17 protein-coding genes, 6 tRNA genes and 1 pseudogene are annotated in these 18,483 nt (G+C 67.7%); 14 read left to right on the top strand and 10 right to left on the bottom strand.

Features of this window, described 5'->3' with window-relative positions; genetic code table 11:
- The first annotated feature begins 5 nt into the window (after positions 1-5).
- The 6 genes from ACSNN8_RS21545 (at position 6) to ACSNN8_RS21520 (ending at position 490) form a co-directional block, all read left to right on the top strand.
- Positions 6-93: transfer RNA gene (locus tag ACSNN8_RS21545), tRNA-Ser, on the top strand.
- Between the two features lie 2 nt (positions 94-95).
- Positions 96-168, top strand: a tRNA-Val gene (locus ACSNN8_RS21540).
- Between the two features lie 2 nt (positions 169-170).
- A tRNA-His gene (locus ACSNN8_RS21535) sits at positions 171-244 on the top strand.
- A 1-nt stretch (position 245) separates the two neighbouring features.
- Positions 246-333 (top strand) — tRNA-Tyr (locus tag ACSNN8_RS21530).
- A 1-nt stretch (position 334) separates the two neighbouring features.
- Positions 335-408, top strand: a tRNA-Arg gene (locus ACSNN8_RS21525).
- Between the two features lie 6 nt (positions 409-414).
- Positions 415-490: transfer RNA gene (locus ACSNN8_RS21520), tRNA-Cys, on the top strand.
- Positions 491-1,580: 1,090 nt separating this feature from the next.
- Here ACSNN8_RS21520 and ACSNN8_RS21515 read toward each other — a convergent pair.
- Complete coding sequence (locus ACSNN8_RS21515; RefSeq protein ID WP_436651077.1) at positions 1,581-1,892, bottom strand: hypothetical protein; 312 nt, start codon at positions 1,890-1,892, stop codon at positions 1,581-1,583.
- A 732-nt stretch (positions 1,893-2,624) separates the two neighbouring features.
- Between ACSNN8_RS21515 and ACSNN8_RS21510 the strand changes: the two genes are divergently transcribed.
- The gene (locus tag ACSNN8_RS21510) at positions 2,625-2,996 is read left to right on the top strand and encodes a hypothetical protein (RefSeq protein WP_436651076.1); all 372 of its coding nucleotides are present in this window, start codon (positions 2,625-2,627) and stop codon (positions 2,994-2,996) included.
- 141 nt (positions 2,997-3,137) lie between these two features.
- Complete coding sequence (murJ, locus tag ACSNN8_RS21505) at positions 3,138-4,700, top strand: murein biosynthesis integral membrane protein MurJ (RefSeq protein ID WP_436651097.1); 1,563 nt, start codon at positions 3,138-3,140, stop codon at positions 4,698-4,700.
- A 10-nt stretch (positions 4,701-4,710) separates the two neighbouring features.
- Here the strand turns inward: murJ and ACSNN8_RS21500 are convergent, their stop codons facing one another.
- Positions 4,711-4,956: a helix-turn-helix domain-containing protein gene (locus ACSNN8_RS21500; RefSeq protein WP_436651075.1), complete on the bottom strand. Its 246-nt coding sequence runs from the start codon at positions 4,954-4,956 to the stop codon at positions 4,711-4,713.
- Here ACSNN8_RS21500 and ACSNN8_RS21495 point away from each other — a divergent pair.
- Positions 4,932-5,075 (top strand): hypothetical protein, encoded by a 144-nt coding sequence (locus ACSNN8_RS21495; protein ID WP_436651101.1) that lies wholly within the window; start codon positions 4,932-4,934, stop codon positions 5,073-5,075. The two genes, ACSNN8_RS21500 and ACSNN8_RS21495, sit on opposite strands and share 25 nt — an antisense overlap.
- A gap of 33 nt (positions 5,076-5,108) precedes the next feature.
- On the opposite strand, the gene ACSNN8_RS21490 is transcribed toward ACSNN8_RS21495, so the two are convergent.
- Entirely contained in the window at positions 5,109-5,363 is a 255-nt protein-coding gene (locus ACSNN8_RS21490) for a hypothetical protein (protein ID WP_436651074.1), read from the bottom strand.
- Positions 5,364-5,553: 190 nt separating this feature from the next.
- On the opposite strand from ACSNN8_RS21490, the gene ACSNN8_RS21485 reads away from it, so the two are divergent.
- Genes ACSNN8_RS21485 through ACSNN8_RS21470 form a run of 4 tightly spaced genes read left to right on the top strand, consistent with a single transcriptional unit; the run spans position 5,554 to position 9,046 of the window.
- The gene (locus ACSNN8_RS21485; protein ID WP_436651073.1) at positions 5,554-5,847 is read left to right on the top strand and encodes a recombinase family protein; all 294 of its coding nucleotides are present in this window, start codon (positions 5,554-5,556) and stop codon (positions 5,845-5,847) included.
- 36 nt (positions 5,848-5,883) lie between these two features.
- Positions 5,884-6,975: an IS630 family transposase gene (locus tag ACSNN8_RS21480; protein WP_436651072.1), complete on the top strand. Its 1,092-nt coding sequence runs from the start codon at positions 5,884-5,886 to the stop codon at positions 6,973-6,975.
- A gap of 32 nt (positions 6,976-7,007) precedes the next feature.
- Positions 7,008-7,265, top strand: coding sequence for a helix-turn-helix domain-containing protein (locus ACSNN8_RS21475; RefSeq protein ID WP_436651071.1), 258 nt, complete (start codon positions 7,008-7,010; stop codon positions 7,263-7,265).
- Positions 7,262-9,046 (top strand): SpoIIE family protein phosphatase, encoded by a 1,785-nt coding sequence (locus tag ACSNN8_RS21470; RefSeq protein ID WP_436651070.1) that lies wholly within the window; start codon positions 7,262-7,264, stop codon positions 9,044-9,046. Before ACSNN8_RS21475 ends, ACSNN8_RS21470 begins: the two co-directional genes overlap by 4 nt.
- Before the next feature lie 56 nt (positions 9,047-9,102).
- On the opposite strand, the gene ACSNN8_RS21465 is transcribed toward ACSNN8_RS21470, so the two are convergent.
- From ACSNN8_RS21465 to ACSNN8_RS21450, 4 genes are all read right to left on the bottom strand, one after another.
- A complete protein-coding gene (locus ACSNN8_RS21465; protein WP_436651069.1) occupies positions 9,103-9,969 on the bottom strand; it encodes a response regulator in 867 nt (288 codons plus the stop codon).
- Between the two features lie 134 nt (positions 9,970-10,103).
- Entirely contained in the window at positions 10,104-11,738 is a 1,635-nt protein-coding gene (locus ACSNN8_RS21460) for an ATP-binding protein (RefSeq protein WP_436651068.1), read from the bottom strand.
- Positions 11,739-11,965: 227 nt separating this feature from the next.
- Positions 11,966-12,352 (bottom strand): ATP-binding protein, encoded by a 387-nt coding sequence (locus ACSNN8_RS21455; protein ID WP_436651067.1) that lies wholly within the window; start codon positions 12,350-12,352, stop codon positions 11,966-11,968.
- A gap of 776 nt (positions 12,353-13,128) precedes the next feature.
- Positions 13,129-13,608 (bottom strand): hypothetical protein, encoded by a 480-nt coding sequence (locus tag ACSNN8_RS21450; RefSeq protein WP_436651066.1) that lies wholly within the window; start codon positions 13,606-13,608, stop codon positions 13,129-13,131.
- Positions 13,609-14,188: 580 nt separating this feature from the next.
- On the opposite strand from ACSNN8_RS21450, the pseudogene ACSNN8_RS21445 reads away from it, so the two are divergent.
- Positions 14,189-15,103, top strand: a pseudogene (locus tag ACSNN8_RS21445) (IS5 family transposase).
- A gap of 113 nt (positions 15,104-15,216) precedes the next feature.
- On the opposite strand, the gene ACSNN8_RS21440 reads toward ACSNN8_RS21445, so the two are convergent.
- The 3 genes from ACSNN8_RS21440 to ACSNN8_RS21430 form a co-directional block, all read right to left on the bottom strand.
- On the bottom strand, positions 15,217-15,420 hold the full coding sequence (locus tag ACSNN8_RS21440) for a helix-turn-helix transcriptional regulator (protein ID WP_436651065.1): 204 nt from the start codon (positions 15,418-15,420) through the stop codon (positions 15,217-15,219).
- 444 nt (positions 15,421-15,864) lie between these two features.
- Positions 15,865-16,794 (bottom strand): Ig-like domain-containing protein, encoded by a 930-nt coding sequence (locus ACSNN8_RS21435; protein WP_436651064.1) that lies wholly within the window; start codon positions 16,792-16,794, stop codon positions 15,865-15,867.
- A gap of 416 nt (positions 16,795-17,210) precedes the next feature.
- Complete coding sequence (locus ACSNN8_RS21430) at positions 17,211-18,284, bottom strand: hypothetical protein (protein ID WP_436651063.1); 1,074 nt, start codon at positions 18,282-18,284, stop codon at positions 17,211-17,213.
- Positions 18,285-18,483 lie beyond the last annotated feature (199 nt).

Raw genomic sequence — 18,483 nt, 5'->3', positions numbered from 1 at the left:
GCACTGGAAGGGTCGCCTAGCGGCTATGGCGCCGGCCTGGAACGTCGGTGGGGATGCAGTCCCTCGCGGGTTCGAGTCCCGTCCCTTCCGCCAACCCCCGTATAGCTCAGCGGAACGAGCGCTCCGTTCACACCGGAGAGGCCCCTGGTTCGATCCCAGGTGCGGGGACTGTGGCTGTAGCTCAATGGCAGAGCGCCGGGTCGTGGCCCCGGAGACGCCGGTTCAACTCCGGTCAGTCACCCCAAGCGGGATCGCCGACGACGGCGAGTCGGGGCCGGCTGTAAACCGGTCGCACATCGTGCTCAGGGGGTTCGAGTCCCTCATCCCGCACCATGCCCTCGTAGCGCAGCCGGAGAGCGCGCGACGTTCCGAGTGTCGAGGTCGCAGGTTCGAGTCCTGCCGGCGGCACGTCCGGTCCGTATGCCCGAGTGGTCAAGGGTTCCGCCTGCAAAGCGGGTGTTCGCCGGTTCGATTCCGGCTACGGACTCCACTTTCATGCCGTTTCCGCTGTGGGGGTCTGCGTGGCCGGGCAACGGTGCCCGCCGCCCCTCATAAGGGCGGGTTGCCCGGTTCGATCCCGGGGGCCACGACCAGCGCCGCAGCCGCGTGACCTGGGTTGTCCACAGTCCAGAGTTATCCACACCGGGCCCGTTGTGCTCGACTTGGCCAGCATCCTTGGCGTCAGGAGCGTCGACGTCCCGGCCATGAGGAACCTGATCACCTCGTACTTCGCGCCGGGGGCCACCGCGACGCCCGGACCGAGCGGGCCGGACTCGACCCGGCCAGGCGGGCTCTCGGCTGGCACCGCGTCGTCTCCGCCCTCTGGCACCTGCGCCAAGCCGCCACCGGCACGGGCTACGACATCACCGCAGCCGAACGGCAGCTAGCTGCCGCGGTGGCTCTGCTCGAATAGCCGGCGACCGACTGCCACCAACCGGGCCGACTGCCCAAGCCGGCTGGCTTCGTTCGCGAGTTTGGGGTTCTGGCTCACGAAGTGTGGAGGCGCCCTCGGCGTTCCTAGTTAAGGTCTGGGCGTGGTTCTTATCGATCTCGACCATCAGGTGGAGCCTGTGGTAGGCCGAGCACCAGGACAACGTCTTTGCCTCTTGATTCCGCTGCTCGCGGCTCTGCTTCTCGGGCTCGCAGGGGAAGGGGGCGTCCCACGTTCCGCTGAGCTCGTATGACAAGACAACACTTTGTCCCCTGGTGACGGTCGCCGCCAACGCCGCGAGCGGACGCCCTGCCGAGGCTTCCGACACGAGAGTTGCCGTCGTGGATGACACCGGCCAGGTGGTGCGGATCGTCTACTGCCCGACGTGATCGGTGGCGGTCGTCATAGGGCTCCACACTTCGTGAGCCAGAACCGAGTTCGGGCACCACATGTTCGCCACTTTCGGCACCACCTTGCCAGCACCGCTCGCCGAAATGTTCGTGAGAACCGGCACCACCGCGCGGATCTTGATCGCTGGGTGGCACCGGCGGTTGCTCAGGAGCCCGCTTACGCTGCGTGCAAGCGATCATGAAGCCGCTCGGGGCGTGGGTGCGCGGATCTGCCGATGAGCGCGCCCTGGAAGTGACGATCAGGCCTTCAGGTGAAGGGCAGCCAGGCGGTTGAGGATGCCGACGATGTGCGGTAGGTCATGCCATGCCGCAGCCGAGCGATCCTCATGGTCGGCGAGCACGTCGCGTATCGCCTGGACATCGTCGGTCAGTTGTCCGACGGTGGGCTGCGGCGCTTCGGTCTCGAAACGGAACGCGTCCCAAGGGCCGATCGTCCAGTAGTAGTCAGCGTCGAGATCGACCACGGGCCCATGTTGCCTCTCGACCTCGTCGAGCGTCCGAGACAGGGCCCGGCGGAGATCAGCCAAAGAAACGGACGTTTCGCCGGTCATGAGCAATAGTGTGCCGGACGAGCCTTCGGCTTGGTTGAGTGCACTGTTCTGCCGCAGACAAGGCGGGTCCTGTCGCAGGCGCTCGTCACCGTGCGTGAAGGGCGGAGCCTGCCGATGACGCCTGAGTGGGTCTGGATCGGGGGTGGGACCCAAACTCGCGAACATTGAAATCGGTGGTGCCGAAACTCAGCGACATCTGGTGCCCAAATCCGGTTCTGTCCCAGCAAGAGTGATTGATCTTCATCGGCGGATGGGCGCGGCGGCGGTCTTGGCTGGTCCTGGCGTTGTCTGCGGCTACGTAGGCGCCGTCTCGCAGGCAAGTTTTCCGATCTGGCCGGCTGATGGCGTGCGCGCAGGAAGGATAGGCCCAAGCGGCGGGACTCCTCGTGTCCCGGACTTCCGTCCGCCCTTTGTCAGGGAGGGATCTTGAAGAGCCGGGTGTGGAGCGGCGGCATGAGGCGGTACGTGATTCCACGATTGCCCGGCGATTGGGACGTCGCCAGCCGCTCGGGTCGATTACTTTATCGGCGGCCGACCAGTTGGTTGGCCTGCTGCGTAACGCTGGGGGGCAGCAACTTCTCCACCGCTTTCGATGCCAAGTATCTGATAGTTCCACTCGCCAGACCCGTTGACAGCGTCACCGGGCGCTGGCAGCACTTCAGGCCACTTGGCGAGATCTCGCCGTTCTGGCCTGCCCCGGCTCCTACGTCCGTGTCAGAGGCTGAGGGTCCGATGCTGGAGATTCTCGAACTGATCCAGGACCAGGCCCTGCCGTACTTCGATCGTTTCGGCACACTGGCCGCCTTCGCACCCTTGGTTGAAGCCGACGCTGCCCGGTGGCCCGAGAACGTTCATTTCCAGGAGGAGCTCTTCTGCCTTCAGGTAATCCGGGGTGATCTCGAGGCGGCAGTGAAAACGGCCGATGCGGCCGAGAGCGCTGGCAGGGACGACGGCCGAGATTGGGCCGTTGCCGTCGGGCGACGGGTACGCCAGAACGCCGAGGCTATCCGCCGGGACCCACCATCCGGCATCCGCATCATGCGCGCCCAGGCGGAACAGACCCGTTCCCATCTCGGCATTGCTCCCGACGATCCTGCGACGTGAGCCCTTCTCTGAACTGCGAACCGCCGCCGAACTCGTGCAAGAGCCGCCGCAGAAGGCACCAGCTACCTAAGCCGAGGGCGTCGGTGCGCTATGAAGGTCGACATGGCAGAACGATCCTCGGTCGGGCGTGCGGGCCGCGGCATGGCGGTGGCAACCTTGGCGTCGCGTGCCGCCGGCTTCGTGCGGCTGGTGGTGCTGGCCTCCGCCCTTGGCCTGGGCAGCCGGCTGCTGGACAGCTACAACGTGGCGAACACGCTGCCCAACGCCGTCTACGAGCTCGTGGTCGGTGGCGCGATGGCCAGCGTGGTGGTGCCGCTGCTGGCCAGGGCAGCAATCAGTGAACCCGATGACGGGGTGGTCTACGCCCAGCGGCTGCTGTCGCTGATGGTCTACGGCCTCGGCGCGGTCACCGTGGTGGCGATGGTCTCGGCGCCTTGGCTGGTCGAGGTGTACACGCCCGGCTTCACCGGTGAGCAGCGGGAGCTGGCGGTCGTGTTCAGCCGGTTCTTCCTGCCGCAGATCCTGTTCTACGGCGTCAGCGCCACCGCCGGCGCCGTGCTCAACATCCGCGGCCGGTTCGCCGCCCCGATGTGGGCGCCGCTGGTCAACAGCCTGGTCGTGATCGCGGTCGGATTGGCCTACCTGGTGATCGGCGGCGCTACCAGCATCGCGTCGATGACACCCGCGCACCTGCTGCTGCTCGCGGTCGGCACCACCGCGGGCGTGTTCGCCCAGATGGCCCTGGTGGTGTGGGTCCTGGCCCGCAGTGGCTTCGCGTTGCGGCCCCGGCTCGACCCCCGCGGTATCGGGATCCGCCGTATCAGCCGGCTCGGTGGCTGGGTACTCGTGTCGGTCGTCGCCGCGCAGGTCCTGCTCGCGGCCGCGACACGGGCCGCGTCGATCAGCGGGCCGGGCGGGATCAGCGCGTACCAGAGCGGGTTCGCGGTGTTCCAGATGCCTTTCGCGGTGATCGCCTTGTCGGTGATGACCGCCATGCTGCCCCGGCTCAGCCGTCACGCTGCCCGCCTTGATCATCGGCAGATCACCGAGGACCTGTCCCGCGGCGTCCGGCTGGCCGTCGTGGCTCTTGCCCCGATCGCCGCGGCCATGCTGGTGCTCGGCCCGCAGATCGCCACCCTGCTGTTCGCCTACGGTCGCAGCTCGCCGCCGGCGATCGCCCTGCTGGGCGCGGTGGTGGCAGCCTTCGGGGTGGCCCTGGTGCCGTTCACCGGCTACATGATCCTGCAACGAGGGTTCTACGCCCTGCAGGACACCAAGACCCCCGCGCTGATCACTACCGGGGTGACCGTCATCGGCGTGGCCGGCTGCCTCGCCGCGACCTGGCTCCTGCCCCGCGCGGACATCGTGATCGGGATCCCGCTGGCCTACGCGGGCGCCTACACCACGGGCCTCATCGCCGCCGCCGCCATCCTGCGCCGCCGGCTCGGCCGCATCGACGGCCACCGGCTGCTGCGTACGCACGCCCAGGTGGCCGTCGCGGCCGGGATCGCCGGCAGCTGCGGCGCCGTCGCCGCGTACGCCCTGACACCTCTGATTGACTCTGGCTTCAGCGCGGCGCTCATCACGCTCAGCGCCGCGGGTGTCGTAGGCACCACTGTCTACGTCGCGGTCGCCCGCCTGGTGCGCCTCACCGAGCTGCAGCAACTCGTGGCTACCACCCTCGCCGGGATCCGACCCAGCTGACAGGCCACTACTAGGACACCTTCGCCCGGTCGATCGCCCGGTACACGGTCGAGCGGGCCACACCGAACAGTTCGGCCAGCTCGGCGCTGGTGTGTTCGCCGGCCTTGTGCAGGGCGACCAGGTGCGACTCCTGCTTGACGTTGAGCTTGGGCGGCCGAGCGGTACGACGGCTACACCGAAACGTGGCTGAACGACGATCTTCCGACCAGGGCGCTGGCTGAGGTGTACGCGGTGATCGGCTTTTCGCCCGAGCCATCCAACATAGGCGGCACGGACGACACGAACCAGGCAGGCGCGACGATCGAACTGGGTCAGCACGCCGGGCCGGGCACCACCTTCAACGTGCATCTGTCCACCAAGCCGCCACCCGGATAACCCAGTCGAGCACCTGCCCGCGGCCGGGGAACGTCATTCCTGCACGTCATAGCCCACCGTACTCGAATACCCGGCGGTGGCCAGCACAGCTGCATGATCATGCAAACTGTCACGCACCGCCGCCATCGTCTCGACCGCGGTGAGCAACTCGGCTGCGCCCGGATCACCCCCGGCAACCGCCGCCGCGTGCGCGGCGCCGAGCAGCTGGACCATGACCGCCAGACTCGTCGCAGCGCCCGCCAACTCCTGCGCGACGTCCTGCTGCAGGTACGACAACAACGGATCCACGACCCACGACCTCCTTCCCCCGACGATCCGCACGCCGGCTGCGGGCCCATATCGGCGTCGAACCGGCTGTCTGTTAGCCGTTGCCTCACCGGATAGTTGGCCACCTCGGCGGCGACGCCCGCCACTGCGCGTACACAGCGCGCGCTCGGCCAGGTGTCACATGGGGTCCCTTTCCGTTACGCTGCCCGGCGTGATCACGTCGCCGGTCGTCGGTTATGCCCGATGCGCTGCGGAAACTAGCGACAGGGCGGACCAGGTCCGTGTCCTGCGGCTCCTGCGCGTGCCGCCCTCACGGATCTTTCTGGATGAGCCGTTGCGAGGTGCGCTGCCGCGTCCCGGGCTGCAGCAGGCACTGAGCCTGCTGCAGCCCGGTGACACCTTGATCACTCCTGGCCTGGCACGTCTGTCGAGGTCGTTGTCTGATGCCCGGTCGATCATTGAGCAGATCGCGCAGTGTCGTGCCCGCGTGTCTCTAGTGTCCTGAGTCGTTAAATCGTTGTCAGTGGGTACGGTGGGTGGTATGCCGTCCTCGATTGCAGTGCCGATCGTGCTCACTGACGATGAGCGGGAGCAGTTGCTGGCCTGGTCGCGGCGTCCGTCGAGCGCTCAAGCGATCGCGATGCGATCACGGGTGGTGCTTGCCTGCGCGGATTCGGCGGGGGCGCCGAACGGGGTGATCGCCGAAGAGCTTGGGGTCTCTCGGAACACGGTGACCAAGTGGCGTAACCGGTTCGCCGCGGATCGGCTTGAGGGGTTGCTGGACGAGCCGCGCCCGGGCCGGCCCCGCACGATCGCCGACGCCGATGTGGAGCGGGTGGTCACCACCACTCTGGAAACCACGCCGAAAGACGCCACGCACTGGTCGACCCGGTCGCTGGCCGCCGAGGTGGGCCTGTCACAGACGGCGGTCTCTAGGATTTGGCGGGCGTTCGGTTTGCAGCCGCACCGGCAGGACACGTGGAAGCTGTCGAAGGATCCGCAGTTCATCGACAAGGTGCGCGACGTCGTCGGCTTGTATCTGGATCCGCCGGAGCGGGCGGTGGTGTTGTGTGTCGATGAGAAGTCGCAGATCCAGGCATTGGACCGGACCGCGCCGGTGTTGCCGATGCTGCCCGGAACCCCGGCCCGTGCCTCGCACGACTACGTCCGGGCCGGCACGTCCAGTCTTTACGCCGCGCTGGATCTGAGCACCGGCAAGGTGATCGGCTCGTTGCATGCCCGGCACCGGGCGATCGAGTTCAAGAAGTTCCTGCAGACCCTCGATCGTGAGGTGCCCGCTGAATTGGACGTGCATGTGGTGCTGGACAACGCCTCCACGCACAAAACCCCGGCGATCAAACGCTGGCTGGCCGCCCACCCACGGTTCGTCCTGCACTTCACCCCAACCAGCAGCTCGTGGCTGAACCTGGTCGAGCGTTGGTTCGGTGAACTGACCAGCAAGAAGCTGCAGCGTGGCACCCACCGCTCGGTACGCGAACTCAACCAAGACATCCGCGACTGGATCGAGATCTGGAACGACGACCCACGGCCCTACGTCTGGACCAAGACCGCCGACCAGATCCTCGAATCCATCAAGCGCTACTGCACACGCATAAACGACTCACGACACTAGCCGGTCATCTGCACGATCCGTCTGAGGGGTCGTTGCTGGCCGACCTGACGTTGTTCGTGCAGTTCGAAACCGAGTTGAAGGGCTTGCACACCCGTGAGGGCATGGCGATGGCCGGTCGACAGGGCCGCCTGGCGGGACGGGAACAGAAACTGTCCGCTGAGCAGCGCGGCGAGCTGCTGCGATTGCACGCGTCCGGGCGGTACTCGATCGCTGGGCTGGCGCGGATGTTCGGTGTCTCACGTCCCACGGTGTACCGGCTGCTGCACCATGCCGCAGAGCTGGCTTCATGACCGCCGCATCCGGCCGGCACACCGATGAGCAGGACAGGCTGGCAGCGGTACGGCGCACCGGCCTGGACGCGGTAGCCGATCCACTGTTCGACTGGTTCACCGACATGGTGCGCAGCGTCGTCGGGGTGCCGGTGGCGCTGGTGTCGCTGGTCGGCAGCGACCGGCAGTTCTTCCCCGGAGCACAGGGGCTGGGCCAGCCGTGGGCGGCTCAGCGGCAGACCCCGTTGAGCCACTCTTTCTGCCACCATGTCGTGGCCGCGGGTGAGCCGCTGATCGTCACCGACGCCCGAAGCGACGCGCGAGTGCGCGACAACCGCGCCGTGGACGATCTCAGCGTCGTCGCTTACGCCGGCATGCCGTTGACCGACAACGACGGGCACGTGCTCGGCTCGCTGTGCGCCATCGACCACCAGCCCCGCCGGTGGAGCGATCAGGATCTTCGGCTCTTGGCCGAGCTGGCCGCCGGCTGCGCTTACGCGTTGCGGATGCGCATCGCCTCGGATCACGCCGAGGTGCAGCACCAGGCCGTCATGGACCGCGAACAGCGGGCCCGCGCGGCGGCCGAACGCAGCCAGTTGCTCCTGCGGGCCAGCGCCGCACTGGGCGCGGCCACGACGTTCGACGAGGTGGTCGACACGGTGCGCACCCTGGTGATCGGCAACCTCGACCCGGTCTACGTGGGCATCTCCACACTCGCCCCGGACGGACTCGTTCATCTGGCCTCCGGCCGGCTGCTACCGGCCCGGTTCGCCCGGCAGTGGGCGCACTACAGCACCGACCAGCGAACACCGTCCGGACTGGCGGCCCGCACCGCACGGCTGCTGTCATTTCCCGACCTGACCGCGATCGCCGAACAAACCCCGGATTCGCTCGAGACGTTCCGGGCGCTGGGCTGGCAGTCAGCGGCCAGCGTGCCGCTGCCCGGCGAGAACGGCCCGGTCGGTGCGCTGACCATCGTTTGGGCACAGCCACACACGCTGACCGACGGTGAGCAGGTCGTGCTGACCGCGCTGGCCGGGTTCGTCGCGCAGGCGCTGAACCGGGCCGCCGCCTACGACGAGCAGCGCACCGCCGCCACCACCATGCAGCAAGCGCTGCTCACGCCCTTGCCCCACGTGAGCCACGTCGGCATGGCCGCCCTGTACGTGCCGGCCCAGCAGAACGACCTGGTCGGTGGTGACTGGTACGACGTGATCAGAGTCGACGACCAACGCCTGGCCTTGGTGATCGGTGACGTCGCCGGGCACGGCATCACCGCTGCGGCGAGCATGAGTCAGTACCGCACCATGCTGCGCACTCTGCTCGTCGACCGCTACGACTACCCCTCCGCGCTGCTGCACCGCCTCGAACGGACCACCCGGTCGCTGGGCATCACCGCCACCGCCACCGCCATGCTCGCCTACCTGACCCACGACCCGACCGGCGGACACACACTGACCTGGACCAACGCAGGCCACCTGCCCCCCACACTGGTCCTGCCCGACGGCAAGATCAGCCTGCTCGCCCACGGCGGCCCGCTGCTCGGTGGTCTACGCAACATCACCCGGCATACCCACACCCGGCACCTACCGCCCGGTTCCACGCTGTTGCTGCACACCGACGGACTGATCGAAACCCGCACCCGTCCCCTCGACGACGGCATCGACCGCCTGCACCAGCTACTCGAAGCGCACCGCGACACCCCACTGAACGATCTGGCCGACATCCTGATGAACGACACCAACCCGGCCAACAGGGAAGACGATGCCACGCTACTGCTGCTGCGCACCGCCTCGACCTGATCTGCAGCAGGAGCCCAGCGCGTCCTCGGATCCCGTGGGGGGATCGGTCGTCTATGTCAGGGCAGCCGGTACTTCTGGAGCAGGGCCATGATCTCGTCGGCGGCGGCGCGCAGTTCTGCTAGGTCTGTCTCGGTGAAGGTGTGCGGACTGGTATCGAGCACGCAGTGCACGCCGAACACGTGGCCGTGGTGGTCGATCAGTGGCACGCCGGCATAGCTGGCCCAGCCGTCGATTGTGACCAGAGGGTTGTGCTGCTGGACCGGGTCGATGGTGGCGTCCGGGACCACGTAGGGGCGCCCGGTGGTCACTGTTTGTACGCAGAACGACCACTCGAGCGGGGTGCCGTCTGCTTCGGCGATCCATCCGGTGACGCTGTGTGAGCCGATGGTGAATTGAGCGGTGTCCAGCACGAGGTTGGCCATGCCGATGGGCAGACCCAGCCGGGCGGCGGTGCGTTGGCTGATCGCGTCAACGCTGCGGCGTAGGTCTGGGTGGTCCCAGTCGTAGCCGGCCAGAGCGCCGAGGCGGCGCCGATCCAACACGGGAGAAGGCGGATCGGGCCAGCCGGGTCGGGTGGTGGCCAGCATGCTCTCGACGTGGGCTTTGAGCACGCGGGGGCGCAGCGGTTTGGTGAGCACGTCGTCGACGAAGACGGTGGCGTCGTACGGCGCGTTCGTGCTGATCATCAGCAGGGGCAGTGCAGCGGTGCGGGGCTCGGCACGTAGCCTCTGAGCAACCTGCATACCGGTCATCCCGGGCAGGTAGTGGTCCAGGATCACCAGGTCGGGATGATGCCGGTCGATCAGAGTCAGGCCTTGCTCTCCGTCGGGCGCCGTATAGACGGTGTACCCGGCAGCGCGCAGTACCACCGACAGCAAATCGGCGATATCGGCGTCATCCTCCACAGCGACCACCAGCGGCATCAGCCACCCGCCTTCCGTACGTCCCTCGACCGGGCGCCACGCGGCCACCCGGGCATCACCGATCGGCTGCCGCCCGCGGCACATGAGGTATTGGGCGAAGCCTGGCCGCCGTCGCCGGCGATGAATGCTGACTTTCAGCTGCCGTCGGTGACGGCGGGCGGTTTGGTGGGGAGTTCGATGAGGAAGGTGGTCCCAGGACCGGAGTGCTCGGCGAGGGTGATGGTGCCGTGGTGGCGTTCGACGATGGTGCGGGTGATGACCAAGCCGAGACCGGTGCCGGGGATGCGCCGGTCCAGGGCGGTGGAGGCGCGGTAAAAGCGGCGGAACATGCGGGAACGTTCCGCGAGGGGGATACCGATGCCGGTGTCAGCGACCGTCCAAGTGATGTTTCCTGCGGTGTCGTCGGCGGTGGCGGTGATGGTGATGGTGCCGCCGGCGGGGGTGTATTTGATGGCGTTGCCGATGAGGTTGTCGGCGACCTGCCGCAGCCGGTTCGGGTCAGCACGTAAGGGGAGCCGGTCGGGCAGCTGCACGGTGACGGTGAGCTGTTTGTCTTCAGCAGTAGCCGCCGCGGCTTGCACGGCGTGGGTGATGATGGTGCACAGATCGCTGGGGACCGGGTCGATGCTTAGACGTCCGGCTTCCAGGCGGGCCAGGTCGAGCAGGTCCTCAGCCATGATCGACAGCCGTTCGGCGTTACGGGCGATGACGTTCAGGTAGTTGCGTTGCTCGTCACGGGTCAGGCCGTCCAGTTCGTCGGTGAACAACGCGGCAGTAGCGGTGATCACCGCGAGCGGGTTGCGTAGCTCGTGGGTGACCATGGCAACGAATTCGTCCTTCGTGCGGGCCAGCTCGATGGCGAGTTCCTCCGCCCGACGCCGTTCCAGATACTGCCCGACCTGGGCGGCCAGGCCGGTGAGCAGGCCAAGCAGGGTGTCCTCGGGGTCTTCAGCGCGATCGCCGTAGACGCACAGCGCGCCGAGGGTGTGCCGGCCGGTGCACAGCGGGACACCTACGGCGACGCGTAGCCCGATGCGAGCGGCGGCGCGGCTGCGTATCGATCCGGTGTCGGCACCCAGATCGGGGATCCACAGCGGGCGCCCGCCGGCGCAGACCCGGCCGGGCAGCCCGGTACCGGGCTCGAGCTGATTGATGGCGAAGTCCGACAGCCGTCGTCCCGCGGTGACGTGCCGAGCGGCGCAGATCAGCAGTTGCCGTTCGTCGTCGACCAGCCACAGTTCGGCCACCGGCCAGTCCATCTTCACGCCGAGCGCTTCGACGACGCGGGCCGCCGCGGCCCGGCTGGAATCCGCTTCGGCCAGCCCTCGGGCGACAGCGGCCTCGGTCGCGGTGAACCGGCTGACCCGCCGCGCGGTGGTGACGTCGTGGGCGAAGACGTGAAAGACGCGTCCGAAGGGCTCCTCGGTGCAGGTCATCGTCATCTCGATGGGCACCTCGTGACCGTCGGCGTGCCACGCTATCCATTGCCTACGCCGATCCAACGTCTGCCCCAGCCCACCCGTAGCCAACGCGGCCAGCTCGGCACGGCCGGCATCGCGTGCTGCGGGTGGCACGATCAGTTCCTCGATCGACCGGTCGCACGCCTGCAGCCTGGTGTAGCCGAACGTTGTCTCCGCTGCTGGGTTCCAGGCCACCACGCGGCCCGTGGCGTCGAAGGCGAAGTAGGCATCCAACGCGGCCGCCAGCACCGCCGACGCTTCGAGCAATGCCGGACCGGCGTCAGAGGTGAGTGCGGGTTCTGCGGTCATCTTCCCCCCAGGTGACGCAGCGGTACCTGCAGGCGAGGTCGGGCCGAGGGACACGGGCGGCACCGTCAACCCGAGGCTAACCGCGTCAGCCAGCGGGTGTACGCGAACGGAGATCTCGACACCGCCGTCCCGTAAGGGCCCTTGTAGCAGCTTCGCCGCTTCCCTAGCGGGCTTCGACGGACCGTCCCTCCTGCCGAGAAACGACCGGAGGGTCCGGGTCGCAGCCGTTACCGGCCATCGCATGCCGGCAGGAGCACCCACACGCACTTTCCGCGGCCGTACGGTTGCACACCCCAGGCGCGGGACAGGGTTTCGATGATGGCCAGGCCACGTCCGCCGGTCTGGTCGCCGCGTCGTCGGCGTGGTGGGGCGCCGGTACAGTCCGCGGCGATCACTGTGACCCGGCCCCGCACGGCATGCAGTGTGAGGGCCAGGATCCCGCCGCCGTGGCGGACCGCGTTGGCGACCAGTTCGCTGACAACCACTGTCGCGTCGTACAGCCAGTCGGCGTCCCTGAAGCCCCAGGCTTGCAGCACGGTCCGGGCAGCGGTCCGGGCGGCCGTGGTCCCTCCCGGCCCGGGTGGGACGTCCAGGTGGGCAACGAGAGCGCTCATCGGTCTGACACCTCCGGGCGCGGCATGATCGGCAGCATTCGTTGAGTTTCGTACCCAGCCACACCGTTCTAACGCCGGGTGCCGTCCTCAAGGCTCGCGCTCACGGTGGCCGGCGCTGCCTGGCGATGCGACTGGCAGGCCTGTTCTTCAGGTGCGCCCGGCCACGGAGCGGCTCGCGGGTCCCGGCCTCCGCGTCGGCGTCACCAGCAGCAGGGCCAGGACACTGGAGAGGGTGGCCGAGCGCATCCGGGTAGCCCAGGTGGCGCCGGCCCAGCCATCGCCGCGCTCCGTCGGCGCACGACTGTCACTTGTAGCACTTACTCGAGCGACATCGACGGCTTCCGACCGCTGCGCCGTGCCTCGTGGACTGAATAGCTTCGTGTCGTGGCAGCCGGGCCAGGAGCGCAGGGATCAGCGCGATCCGGATGGCGCTGACGAATCCCTCTCTACAACGGTCGGCGATGGCTGAGGAGCCCGTCGATGATGACATTGAGCTTCCAGGTGGCATAGGCGCGGCTGTTGCGGCCGGCGGTAGTCATGGCGGCGCGCAAGGCGTGGATGGTCGGGTAAGTGTCCGCGGGCAGGTCGCCGTAGTGTCGCGTCCGGCTATAGGCAGCGGATGATCAAGCGCCGACCAGAGAGTAGCAATGTAGGTCCGGACGCCAATGCGCAGAACCGTCCGGACCTACATCGCGGTTTTGACTAGGTTACCGATGCGGTTCGCCACAGTCGAATACTGATCTTGGACGCGGCATCGCTCGCACCGTGGGTCGGGATCAGGAGTGAATCGTGACGCACGATCGTCCCTTCACGACCGCGTTCTCGAACAGCGTGGCGCAGACGCGGCCGGGCTTCGCCAGGAACGCGGGAGGACGGGGCTGGATAACGCCGGAGAATCGGGTGCACCCGTTGTGAAAGCTTCCCTGGAAGTGCCGGAACCTCGAGTCTTCGGCGGGCGTATCGATGTCCACCCACCAGTTGCAGATCGGCGTCGTCGCGGTGTACCAGGAGGCGTATACCTCGCCGATCTCCAGCCCACGGCCCTTGACGAAGACGCAAGATGATCCGTCCCGAACGCCGATGTTCCGGACGTCCAACCCCGGGCCGATGCCCGTACAGCCGTGGCTGGATGCCAGCGCCGCCTGCGGGGCTACGAGCGACACGGTGGTCGCCGCCACCAGAGCCAAGAGACCACCAGCGATGGCGCGCCGGCGCGCAATACGAGTCCTCACGAGATATCCCTTCCTCGTTTCCACGGCTCCTACGTCCGGGGATTCGCTGGCGCCACGACGCCGCACTAGCTCTGGTTCAGTTGGGATCCTGCCTTCACTCGTTCGAGTTAGCTCCTCCGCTTGATCCAGAATCCGTACACGACCAGCAGGTTCGCAACGTAAGCCGGACGCCTCGCAAGATCAATCGCAACCCATCTTGAACACTCGCAGAGTGCGCGCGGACTCAACGGCTGCTGCCCTTGCTGGTTCCAGTAGATGAAGCCCGCCGGATGTAGGAGCAAGACATCCGAGGGTTCGTTTTTGTCAAGCGGAGGGTGAGGTTCGCTCTGGACCGGGCCGTCTGGTGCGGTCGCGCCGGCGGCTTCCGACCACCTTGCGGCGGCTTGCGGACGGGCGGACGAGCCAGGCCATCTACGGGGAGTGACGATCAGAGGGGCTGGCACGCGCGTTCTCTGCGGCATGTCAGTTTGAACCGCCCCGGGTTTGGTAGCGGCTAGGTCGTGTTTCGTAGGCGTCGATGTCGCGGCGTGGCGGTGGTCGATAACTGGAGAGGTCTCCGGTATTTGGTTTAGCGACCAAGCCAAAACTTCACACCGGAGACCTCGTGCCGAGCGTAGCGGCAGCGAGGCGACACGACCTGACCGACATGCAGTGGGCGACACTTGAGGCGTTGCTGCCAGCGGGAACGGGTCGTGATCGGCCGCGCAGATGGACCATGAGAGTGATCGTTACGGGATTAGGTGGCGGGTCCGGACCGGCTCACCGTGGCGGGATGTGCCAGCGGTGTATCCGCCGTGGCAAACCCTGTATCGGTGGTTCCGGCGGTGGCAGCGAGACGGCGTCTGGGCGCAGATCCTGGCGAAGTTGCAGGCCCGGGCGGACGTCGCCGGGTTGATTGGTTGGACGGTGAGCGTGGACTCGACCATCAGCCGCGCTCACCAGCACGCGGCTGGAGCGCGCCGGGACGGCCACAACCAGAAGGAACCGCCCGGCGGCCTGAACGCCGAGCCGGCAGATCATGGGCTCGGCCGGTCACGGGGAGGCTGGACCACCAAGACTCATCTGGCGTGCGAGCAGGGTCGCAAGGTGATGGCGGTGGTGGTGACTGCTGGGCAACGCGGCGATAGCCCCCAGCTCATCGCCGTGCTGGCCAAGCTGCGGGTGGCTCGTGTCAGTGGTGGCCGGCCGCGAACTCGGCCGGACATGGTGTTGGCCGACAAGGCGTACACGTCCAAGGCCAACCGTGCCTACCTGCGCCGACGAGGCATCCGAGCGTGCATTCCGAGCAAGAGCGACCAGGATGCCCACCGCAAAGCCAAAGGATCCAAAGGCGGGCGGCCGCCCCGCCTTCGACCCCGAGCTCTACCGCTTGCGTCACGCGGTCGAGTGCGGCATCAACCAGCTCAAACAACACCGCGCCATGGCCACCAGGTACGACAAGCTCGCCGTGCGCTACGAAGCCACCCTCACGATCGCCGCTATCAACCAATGGCTCCGAGCCCTACGAAACACGACCTAGCGGTTCGCCGAGGCTGGGCCGTTCACTTCTTCCCGCGGCGCTGTGGTAGCTGCGCGCTGTGGTGCCCTGCCGGTGCCGCGGCGTTTCGCCGGTGCCGCGCCGCGCGCCGCGGTTTAGGGTCGGTCCTCGTCGTCGAGGTGCGGGCGGTGCGCCTTGATCCACCGTTCGACGTCGGCGGCGTCCCAGACCTTGCCCATCTCGAGCACCTGGTAGGGGTCGGGGAAGTCTTTGCGGGTGATGATCTGGTAGGCGCGCTGGCGGGAGACGTTGAGCCGTCTGCGGATCTCACCGGCACCCATCAAGACCAACTTGCCCATGTCGCGAGACTAGGGACACGTGAACTAGTCACGTAGGGTATTCCACACACCTAGTAGTCACGCACTGTGGCTGTCATGACCAGTGGCGAGCGAGACGCGCCGCAAGACGAGAACCGCCGGCAACCTCGAGACGCCAACGTCGACCAGCAGGACGAGAGTGCGCCGCCCGTAAGACGGTCGCTGCTACAGGCTCTGGCCCGGCGCCCGGGCAGCGGATTCACTGAGATCGCGCCCGGCGTGTACCAAGGGCCCAAAGCGCCCTGACTCGAAGCAGTTCTCGCGCTCCGACGGGTTAGCAAGCCTTCGTCCGGCGCGGCGCCACAGCCGGTCGGGAGTGGCGCCGCGCCCCGTGCCGCTCGAGCGACAGATGACGCGATCGAAGCCTCGTGTCCCGCGGTCGTAACAGTCGGCAGTATCAGCGATATCGCAGCAGTCCGCGGCAGGTCAGCGTTTCCAGGTGCCGATGGCGACGACCCGGGTGTTACCCGCCTTGTCGGTGGCGCGCAGCGCGATGGGGGAGGACTTCGGCAGTTTCGCAGCGGCAACCTTGAGCGTGTACGGCGCGCTGGTGTCCGCGGCGACGACCTTGCCGGCGGCCAGGAGCTCGACCTTCGTTATGCCGCTGGTGTCGGTGGCGGTGGCGGTCACCGTGACGGTGTCCTTGACCTTAGCGCCGTTGCCCGGGCCGGCGGTCTTCTTCAGCGTCGGGGCAGTGTTGTCGGCGGTCATCGTCCACGCGTCGGTGCGGTAGTTGCCGTAGCTGTCGGAGGTGATCAGCAGCGCGTCCAGCTTGCCGTTGACCTTGCTGCTGTCGTAGCGGACCGTCCAAGGCGCCTTGGACGCGGTTGACGCGAGCTTGCGGTTGATCCACAGCTGGACCGACGTGATGGTGCCGGCGTTCGCGGCGTGCGCAGTGACGGTGGTGGTGAAAGCGCCGCGGACGAGTCGGCCATTCAGGTTGGCCGGCAGGGTGACGGTGGGATCGGTCTTTGACACGTGGTAGCTCACCAGCTTGGGAGTTGAGGCGTTGCCGGCGGCGTCGTGCGCGATGACTCGGAACTGGATGACGGTGTTGTCCGGGTACGGGTTCATGTTGAGGATCAGCCGGAACGGTGCCTCGTAACTGAATGAGTCCTGGGTGATGTGGCCGTCGGTGTCGAGGAGCTGCATCTCGACGTCGGTGACGGCGACATTGTCCGAGTAGCCGACGTTGAAGGTGATCCAGTTCCCGGAGCGGGTGGACAGGTCAGGGGTGACGCGGGAGACGACCGGCGCCTGCGTGTCGGCCGCGGCCAACGCCGGCGCAGCGGCGCCGAGGGTGGCGGCGATAACGCTTGTGGTCAGGAGCGTTGCTGCGGTCTTGTACTTGGTCATGCCTGTTGTCCTTGGGGAGTCGAGTCTCGGGCCGGATGGGGCTGGTCGTGCGGTGAGTGGTCGAGGAACCACGCCCGCGTCGTGCCCATCGGGTCGGCCGGCACCGTCTTGAGCGATATGTGTTCGTGGGAAAGGGCGCCCCCGCCGTCGTCGGACAGCCGCTGGCCTCCTCTGGAGTTCCGCGGCCGCTCACCGTGGACGCGGGGACGGTCAGCAGCCGCGACCTGCGGCACGACATGCCGGCGACTTGCCGCCGCGCGGGCACCAGCCAGCACCCTTCCGTGACCGTTGTGGCGCACCCGCAGGAGCAACCACCTGGTTCGCGCCATCGACCGACGTCACCTCGACCGAGCGACGACCGCGTATCCTTCACCGGTCGGCGAGTCGACATCATCTGCGCCGCGGCCGGCACCTGATCAGCGGCGGCCGAGGCCCGGTAAACCCCCGCTCCAGGTCCACACGGACGACCCTCGGTGCCGTTGCCTGTCGTCCCGGTCCGCCTCCTCGGCCATGCGGCGATTCAGGCGCTGAAGCAGGTCGTCGTTTCCTGCAGGCGCGGTCGCCGCTACTTCAGGGCGTTGCCGTCGGGTCTGTCTGAGCTTGGGGCCGCGGTGCGGCGCCTGCTCGGGGTTCAGGTGCCGGCTGAGCAGGTCAGCCAGCTCACCGATCCAACTGCGGGCAACCGACACGCTCGGGGCGGCTGCAGTGCGGGTGAACCGCGCAGACGCGCGCTGAAACGTGATCCGGCCGCCCACAAACGGCTCAAGAACGTACGCCGATCGGGCACGCCGTTGCGTAGTGGGGTACTGCGTGAGGAACTGCTGCAACCCGCGCAGCAGAGCGTCGGCGTCGCGGGCGTCCACCGAGAAGGTACCGTCAGCGGCCGCCAACAGCCGCGGCCCAGCGATACTCACCCGCCGCGCGGACGGCTGCACCCTCCACCGCTGTTCCAGGCGCTCGACCGCGCCGTTGCCGTGCCCCGCGGCTCGCCGGCGGGCCGCGGCGGCGACACCGCGGTGTGGCTGCGGCAGCGCCATCGCTAGGTCACGCCGCAGCGCTTCTGCGTCGACCGTGGGGAAAAAGCGCGCGATCAGGCGGGTCGTGATGCTGGAACGCAGGCCCGGGTCGATCAGCAAGGCGCCGGCCTCGGCGGGGAAACCGGCCACCGGGTCGACGGCGTCCAACCACGGCACGCTCGGCGCGTACGGGGCCCACGGATGGTCGTCAGCTGGCGTGACGGCCCAAACGCTCGAGGTCTGCAGCTCCCAGAACGGGTACCGCACGTCCGGCTCCGGCAGGGCAGACCCGTACCGCTCGAGGATGTCCGGCATGGCCGTGCGGAACTGGGACCAGCGCACCGTGCACGGTTCACCGGCCCCGATCCGGGCCATCACCCACAGCAGCGTCAGCGGCTTGAAACAGCTGGAAAGATGCTCGAATCCGGGCGGCTCGACGGCATCAATGGCACGGGCAAGGGCGCGTCGGTTCACATACGCGATCGTCGGCCGACCAACCCCGATCTTGAGGAAAGCGCGCGGCCGGCTGCAGGGCTGCACGGCGACGACAGCCCGCTGGCCCGGCGTCAGCGACCAGGCAAGTCGAGGCGCTGGGACGGGCAACAGTACGACTCGCCCGGCACGGTCGCGTTGTCGCGCGGCACCGGGGCCGGGCCGATGAATCCTCGCACCG

Origin of the sequence: Actinoplanes sp. URMC 104 (genome assembly GCF_051386375.1) — a bacterium.
Lineage (GTDB): Bacteria > Actinomycetota > Actinomycetes > Mycobacteriales > Micromonosporaceae > Actinoplanes.
This window is presented reverse-complemented; position numbering and strand designations above follow the sequence as displayed.